At 29.0% G+C, this 8,137-nt stretch carries 7 protein-coding genes and 1 pseudogene; all 8 read right to left on the bottom strand.

The window, feature by feature from the left end:
* Positions 1–299 precede the first annotated feature (299 nt).
* Positions 300–2,792, bottom strand: coding sequence for a heavy metal translocating P-type ATPase (locus tag BM384_RS13395; RefSeq protein WP_090014358.1), 2,493 nt, complete (start codon positions 2,790–2,792; stop codon positions 300–302).
* 4 nt (positions 2,793–2,796) lie between these two features.
* The gene (locus BM384_RS13390) at positions 2,797–3,375 is read right to left on the bottom strand and encodes a hypothetical protein (protein WP_090014356.1); all 579 of its coding nucleotides are present in this window, start codon (positions 3,373–3,375) and stop codon (positions 2,797–2,799) included.
* A gap of 11 nt (positions 3,376–3,386) precedes the next feature.
* The gene (locus BM384_RS13385; RefSeq protein ID WP_090014355.1) at positions 3,387–3,752 is read right to left on the bottom strand and encodes an ArsR/SmtB family transcription factor; all 366 of its coding nucleotides are present in this window, start codon (positions 3,750–3,752) and stop codon (positions 3,387–3,389) included.
* 117 nt (positions 3,753–3,869) lie between these two features.
* Complete coding sequence (locus BM384_RS13380; RefSeq protein ID WP_242946038.1) at positions 3,870–4,442, bottom strand: zinc dependent phospholipase C family protein; 573 nt, start codon at positions 4,440–4,442, stop codon at positions 3,870–3,872.
* A 130-nt stretch (positions 4,443–4,572) separates the two neighbouring features.
* Positions 4,573–5,385, bottom strand: a pseudogene (locus BM384_RS13375) (sugar phosphate nucleotidyltransferase); the annotation flags it as partial.
* Between the two features lie 199 nt (positions 5,386–5,584).
* Positions 5,585–5,935: a four helix bundle protein gene (locus BM384_RS13370; RefSeq protein ID WP_090014351.1), complete on the bottom strand. Its 351-nt coding sequence runs from the start codon at positions 5,933–5,935 to the stop codon at positions 5,585–5,587.
* Between the two features lie 170 nt (positions 5,936–6,105).
* The gene (locus tag BM384_RS13365) at positions 6,106–7,593 is read right to left on the bottom strand and encodes a recombinase family protein (RefSeq protein ID WP_090014350.1); all 1,488 of its coding nucleotides are present in this window, start codon (positions 7,591–7,593) and stop codon (positions 6,106–6,108) included.
* Positions 7,594–7,641: 48 nt separating this feature from the next.
* Complete coding sequence (locus tag BM384_RS13360; protein ID WP_090014348.1) at positions 7,642–7,851, bottom strand: hypothetical protein; 210 nt, start codon at positions 7,849–7,851, stop codon at positions 7,642–7,644.
* Positions 7,852–8,137: the final 286 nt, after the last annotated feature.

The raw sequence follows: 8,137 nt of genomic DNA, 5'->3' as shown, positions 1-8,137 counted from the left end.
AAACACATTTGTACACTTTTTTATTAACTATAGACTTCCTCCTCCTTATATTAATAGTATTGTATTTATTCTTTAAATTTATAATTTAACATAAAAAAAAGAGACTTATGTATGTATAACGCAACCCTAACCGTTATACATAAGTCTCACAATTAAAAACAAAGCCAGATGATTAAAATCATCAGTATGTTGACTTTGTCACAAACTTCAACGAAGTTTGCCTGCTACTCCCTCATGCCTGAAAGTACAATTAACTATCTCATTATACTGTCCTTAAGCCAATAAGTCAATGACAAAATTTAGTTTTTCAGTGCTCTCATAGCATTTAAAATAGCTATTACAGTAACTCCTACATCAGCAAAAACACCTTCCCACATATTTGCTAATCCAAATAAGCTTAATATAAGTACTAATGTTTTTATTCCTAAAGCAAATATTATATTTTGCCATAGTATTCTAATAGTTTTCTTTGCTACTTTAATTCCTTCACCTAAAGATGATATTTCATCGTTCATTAAGACTACGTCTGCTGCTTCAATAGCTGCATCTGACCCTATAGCTCCCATTGCAGCTCCTATATCTGCTCTTGCAAGAACTGGTGCATCATTTATACCGTCTCCAACAAACATAACCTTATCTTTCTCACCTTTATTATTAAGAAGCTCTTCTACTTTAGCCACCTTATCTCCTGGAAGAAGTTCAGAGTAAACCTTTGTTATTCCTAATTTTGAAGCAACAGCATCTGCAGCTTTTTTATTATCCCCTGTAAGCATTACAATGTTTTTAACGCCAACTTGTTTTAATAATTCAATACCTTCTTTAGAATCTTTCTTTATCTCATCAGAAATTACTATATATCCTCTATAAGTTCCATCTATTGAAACATGTACTATAGTTCCTTCTTCAGAAACCCTTTCATGTTTAATATCAAACTTTTTCATAAGTTTTTCATTTCCAATTAATACTTCATGTTTATCAATATAAGCTTTAACACCATTACCAGCTATTTCTTCATAATCCTTAGCTAAGTCTTGGTTTACTTCCTTGTCATATGCATTCATTATAGATTTTGCTATAGGATGGTTTGAAAAACTTTCTCCTATTGCTGCTATCTTTAATAGCTCATCTTTTTCTATTCCAACAGGGTTGATTTTAACAACATTGAAAACACCTTTTGTTAATGTTCCTGTTTTATCAAAAACAACTGTATTAACATCTTTTAATATTTCTAAATAGTTGCCACCTTTAACAAGAACACCTTTCTTAGAAGCACCTCCAATTCCTGCAAATAAAGCAAGAGGAATAGAAACAACTAATGCACACGGACATGATACAACTAAGAATATAAGTGCTTTGTAAATCCATTCTGAAAATACTGCATCCCTAATAAATAATGGAGGTATTATAGCTACTGCTAAAGCAGCAAACACTACTATTGGTGTATAGTATCTAGCAAATTTAGTGATAAACTTTTCAGTTTTTGCTTTTTTATTACCTGCATTTTCTACTAATTCTAAAATTCTAGATACTGTAGACTCTCCATATTCTTTAGTAACCTTAACTTTTATAACACCTGAAAGATTTATAGTTCCTGATAAAATTTCATCATCTTTCTTTGCATTTCTAGGAACAGATTCTCCTGTTAATGCTGCTGTATCTAAAGTAGTATTTCCTTCAATTATAATTCCATCAACAGGCACTCTTTCACCTGGTTTTATTAAAATAACATCATCAATTTCAACTTCTTCTGGACTTATCTTTTTCTCTTTGCCGTCCATTAATAATGTAGCATATTCAGCCTTTATATCCATAAGTGATGATATTGATTTTCTTGACTTATTTACTGCATATCCTTGGAATAACTCACCTATTTCATAGAACAACATAACAGCTACAGCTTCATGGTATTCACCAACAGCAAAGGCACCAACAGTGGCTACTGTCATTAAGAAATTTTCATCAAAGACTTCACCTTTTAAGATATTTCTTACTGCATTATAAACAACTTCTCCTCCAATAAGTATGTAACTTAGTACAAATAATATTATTGAAAAGTTGAAACTTTCATTAGTTAAAATAGCTATAACATATAATATAGTACCTACTATCAGTGAATATTTCTGCTTATTTCCCATTTCTCCATGGTTATGTTCATGATCATGACCATGCTCGTGTTCATGTTCGTGACCATGTTCATCTTCACCACAGCATCCATCTGTACAAGTAGTTTTAGAATTACCTCTATTAACCTTACCTGATTTTACTTCTTCAACTAAAACACCTGGTTCTAATTTATTAACTATATCTCTAACCTTTTCTATAAGATCATTATTATCTACACCTTCATTTTTTTCGATCACTATAAATCCCATAGAAAAATTCATAGTAGCTTCTTTAACTTCCTTAAGTTCATTTACTTTATTTTCAATCTTAGCTGCACAGTTTGCACAATCCAATCCTTTTAATTTTAGTTTTAGTTCCCTACTTTGATTATGATTATGATCATTATCATCATAGCGTCCATCTTTATGTTTATTAATCTTTTTGCTTGATTCTACTTCTTCAACTAAAACATCTGGCTCTAACTTATTAACTATATCTGAAGCTTTCTTTATCACTTCATTTCTATCTACATTTTCATTAATTTCAATTAATATAAATCCCATTGAGAAATTCATATTAGCTTCCTTAACTTCTTCTAGATCATTTACCTTTTTTTCAATTTTAGCTGCACAGTTTGCACAATCTAATCCTTTTAATTGTAGCTTTATATCTCTCTTATTTTCCCCCATTATATTACACCTCGTCTATAATTACACCCGCTTCTGATTTATCGATTATATCTGTAACTTTCTTTATAAGATCATCCTTATTAACATTATCCTTCTTGATAATTGTAATAATGCCCATTTCAAAGTTCATAACAGCATCTTGTACTTCATCTAGAGCATTTACTTTTTCTTCAACTCTAACTGCTCTACTAGGCGAGTCTAATCCTTTTAATCTTAATTTTATATTATCCTTACTTCTTTTAAATTCATCTTTTTTTTGAACTGGTACTTCTTCTACAACTATACCTGCTTCTGTTTCATCAACTATGTCTATAACCTTCTTTATAAGTTCCCCTTTATCAGCATCATTTTTCTTAATAATCACAATTATTCCCATTAAAAAATTTATTGTAGCTTGATCAACTTCCTCTAAATCATTTACCTTTTTTTCAATTTCAACTGCTTTACTAGAAGAATCTAATCCATTTAATTTTAGTTTTATATTATTCTTTGAATCATATTCTTGCGCAAGATTTTTCTCTCTTACTAATTCCTCTTCTAAAATTACATCTGCTTCTAATTCTTTAATGTTTTCATTTTCCATAATTATGCCTCCTACTCAGTAATATGTCTAAGTCCCTCATCAAAAATGTGTTTGATATGTTCATCATCTAACGAATAATAGACAACCTTTCCCTCTCTTCTGTATCTTACTAGTCTGGCTATTTTTAAAGTCCTAAGCTGATGAGAGATTGCTGATTGAGAAACATTTAAAAGAGCTGCTAAATCGCACACACACATCTCTGACTTAAACAAAGCACATATTATTTTAATTCTTGTGGAATCTCCAAAGACTTTAAAGAATTCTGCTAAATCATATAATACTTCATCTGATGGTATTGTTTCGCTTATTTCTCTAACCTTATCTTCATGAATAATTGTATAGCTACAGCTATCAATATTGTTTTTATCTTCTGCCATAGTACTTCCTCCCTTTATCATATGAACAAGTGCTCATATGTTGATTTAATAATATATCTTTTTTATTATTTTGTAAATAGAATTTACTAAAATTTTTCAAAAAAAGAAAAACCTCTTTTAAGAGATTTTTCTTTCTTGTAAATTATTCTTTTCTATCTGGCTTAGCACTGCCCCTACTATACTGCTGCATACAAATGAAGCATAATCAAGGTCATTGCGAAGCTCAATATTTTCTTCATAGCTTTTAATATTATCATCTATAAACTTTTTAATGTTATTAATTTCAAGAAAACTGCAAACTGAGCTTTTAAAATTAAAGTCCTTTGCATATTTTGCTAATCTTTTCTCATATGAAACATGTCTTTTAAAATTATCTTTGAATCTCCATCTTCTATTGTGAGCCAAACAAAAATAGTCACAAAGGAAGTGGCATACTACCCCTAGTTCTGCACTAAACTTCTTTTTACCATAGACATATAAAACTTCATTCTCAGATAAGGATGACAAAAACTTAATTTTACATAAAATCATATCAATGCTCTCATTGTAATAATGTTTTTTTAATTTATACTTTGAAACATAATCTGGTTTTATATTACCCCACATAAATTTCTTTCTGTCAATCAAATACTCGTTTTCTTTACTTGCTCGTTTTAAAATATTATCAGCTAATATTTTATGAGTGTTCATAAGCAAATAGCAACACATCCTCTTATAAATTCTTTGAATATATTATACACCACTCCCCCATAAAAGAAACTTAAAAATTTATTACATAACGAAAAAAGATATCCTTATTTACAAGGATATCCTTCAAATCTCAAAGATATTTCTTATATTCCTGTTGTTTACATAGATTATTTAAAAGATGCTTAATATCTTGATCTTTATTCCTGTCCATAACCAAAATAACATCTCCTGCATCTACAACAACCAGATCTTTTATTCCTAAACCAATTATTAAATTTTTATCTCCAAAAATAGAACAATTTTCACATTCCTCTAAATAAACATTATTAGATACGCTATTATTTCTATAACTTCCTAAAAATCTGCTTAATGAAGTAAAGCTTCCTATATCGTCCCATGAAAAATCACACTTTATAACAAATGCTTTTCTTGTTCTTTGCATTACTCCAAAATCTATAGAAATACCATCAATCCTTTCATACTGTTCATTTATTACTTGCTCTTCATCCTCTTCTCCAATATGTTTATATATTTCCATAAGAGCTTTGTACATTTTAGGAATATACTTTTCTATTTCTCTTAAAATCACATCAGCTCTAAATACAAACATACCAGAATTCCAGAGATAACTACCCTTCATTAAAAAATCTCTAGCAACTTCAGCATTAGGCTTTTCCGTAAATCTAGTAACTTTATAACTTGGAATATTAGAAGCTATCCTTTCTCCCACTTCAATATATCCATACCCCGTTTCCGCTCTAGTAGGAGTTATTCCAAGAGTTACTATTCCTCTTCTTCTATTAGCAATATCAACTGCTTGCTTTATAGTGTCTAAGTAACTTTTTTCTCCCTCTATATAATGATCTGATGGAAGAACAACCATTACTGCATCTCCATCTTTTTTTAGAAGTTTTACGGCCGACATACCTATACATGTTGCAGTTGCAATTAATAACTATTTAGGTTTATAGTTTTTTTCAATTGTAAGTTTGTTTGTAATCAAAGAACTATGATAATTTAGAATGTAGAATGTACAATGTAGAATGGTGGATGAAATTCCTACAGAATTTCTTTAATTATATTTTTCTAAACTTGGCTCTGCCGAGTTTATTCCTTCATTCTTAATTCTCAATTCTTAATTCTTAATTTTCATTGCATGTTTTTATTATGCTGCTTAGTATTCTGCATATTTCATCACAGTCTTTAAGTATTTCATTTGATTCTTCTTTTGATAAAATATGTGTGACGGTCATTAGTTCTAGCCAATATTCTGTTTCTTTGGCTTCTTTAAGTGCTATACCTAATTTACATTTAAAATCTGCTTTACTTATTCCATTTACTCCTTCTCTAACATTTGCTCCAATACTTGTACCTGATCTTAGTAACTGCTTTGATAATATATACTCTCTTTTCTCATTAACTAGCTTTTTGTATAGGTTAACTATTTTTATAGCAAACAAAAATGATTTATCTAAAATAATGTTACTTCCCATAGCTACCTCCTTATATTGGTATACTATGAGTATTACCATTCAATTTAAAATTTAGAATGTAAAATGTAGAATGAATGATGAAATTCCTACGGAATTTCTTTAATTATATTTTTTCTAAACTTGGCAAAGCCGAGTTTATTCCTTCATTCTCAATTCTTAATTCTAAATTCTTAATTCTTCATGACTTTCCATTTAATTTTTATAATGCCATTAGTATTAACTTCAATCTTCTCAATCACTTCTTTAAGCATAGCATTACTCCACTTTTCAACCGGTACTTTTACTATCGCTTCAACTGATTTTTTTAAGTTCTTAGTATTATCCTCTGGCATATTATCTAACTTTTCTTCTAATACTTGTTTATTATTTATTAAAGTATTAAGAGTATTTGATATGCTTTCATTTTGTAATTTAAACTGTACTGCATTTATAGTTCCTTCTGAATAAAGATTTAATAAATTATTTGATAGAAGTATCTGCTTATCAATCTGCTTTTGTACTTCCTTTATTTCATTCTCTAATGATACTTTAACATCATTTTTATTCACAATTACTATATCTCTAAAATTATTTTCCACAATTCTATCAAGCTTTTCTTTTATATAATCTACTAAAACTTCCTCTTGAATAAAATTTGAACTATGACCACAATTCAAACCTTGTCTTTCATACTCTATACAATTATAAAATGGCTTTCTATTCTTCTTTCTTCTTATAGTCATAGAACTTCCACAACTACACTTTAATAAATTGCTAAATAAACTTGCATTAGATGATCTTTCATTACCTACAATGCTATATCTTGCTTTATGTGCCTTTTCTGAATTAGCTTTAAATATCTTATTGGCTTCTAAGAAAGTTTTATCATCAATTATAGCTTTATGATTATTATAATGTCTTACCCATTGATCTTTAGGTATCTGTTTAGATTTCTTTATGGTAACATCTATAGATTGAGTTTTATTTTGAACTAAAACCCCTGTATAAACTTCATTAGTAATTAGATTCTTTATAGTATTGCTTCTCCATACTCCACCCTTCTTTGTTGCAATTCCTTCTGCATCAAGTATCTTTGCTATTTTACCAGTACCATTGCCCTGTAGATATAATTTAAAAATTCTTTTTACAACTGTGGCTTCAACCTCATTTATAACAAAATTCTTTTTTTCTTTGTCATATTCATATCCATAAGGTGCTATACAGTTATAAACCTTACCTACGTCTTTAAAATGTTCAAATACTGTCTTTATACGTTTTGAAGTATTCTGGCTTTCCTGTTCACTAATCCAACTGAAAAGACCAAACTTAGTTGCATCTAATTCACTATCTAAACTGTCTTCAATAAAGATAATTCTAATTCCATTCTCCCTTAGTTCTTTAATTGCTCCAAGCGTTTCTATCATATTGCGTCCAAATCTACTGTAGGATTTACATAATAAAATATCATATTTTTTCTTCTTACCATCTTCAAGCATCTTAAGCCATTTCACTCTTTTATATGCTTTTGTACCACTAACACCATCATCAACATAAGACTTATATAAAATCCATTTATTCATCTCTATCCAAGTTTTATATATTTCTTCTTGATTCCTTATACTTGACTTTTGTTCTTCTCTTTCTGTACTAACACGACTAAATGTTGCTACCTTTTTCATACGTTTAATCCTCCATTTGTATTGATTATAACAAAAAAAGTCCTGTAACTAAACAAGACTACATACACTATTTAATACTTCATTTATTTCTTTATCTCCATAGGTATTAACAAAAGTAAGAATCTTTCTTCCTACTTTTTTTATTTCTATATCAATGATATCATCACTATAAATCACTTTTCTTTCATTAGTTTTTAAATTATCACAAAACTCTTGATACTCTTTCTCCTCCATAAAATCACATATATTAAATGCCATACTCTCTCCTAAAAACCTACTTATTTCATCTTATGATTAAAGGAATGAATTAATTACTGTTTTAATCACCCTTTCACCACTATTTGTGACAATAGGCATTGATTTTGTAAAAAGTATTCTGTTTTCAAGATTTTTTCATAACTATTTTTTATTAGTTTCTAAAACTTATTTTTTATGGCTGTGGAATGTAACCCGATAACAGCAATAAATAAAAAAAGAGAGATCTAGTGGTGAGGGCACTGAAAAACTTTAAGTTTTTCTAGTGCGCTATTCCAAAATCAAAAAG

The sequence above is a fragment of the Clostridium sp. DSM 8431 genome (genome assembly GCF_900116755.1).
Classification (GTDB): Bacteria; Bacillota; Clostridia; order Clostridiales; family Clostridiaceae; genus Clostridium.
The sequence above is the reverse complement of the archived record's forward strand: the minus strand, read 5'-3'. Positions and strand labels throughout refer to the sequence as shown.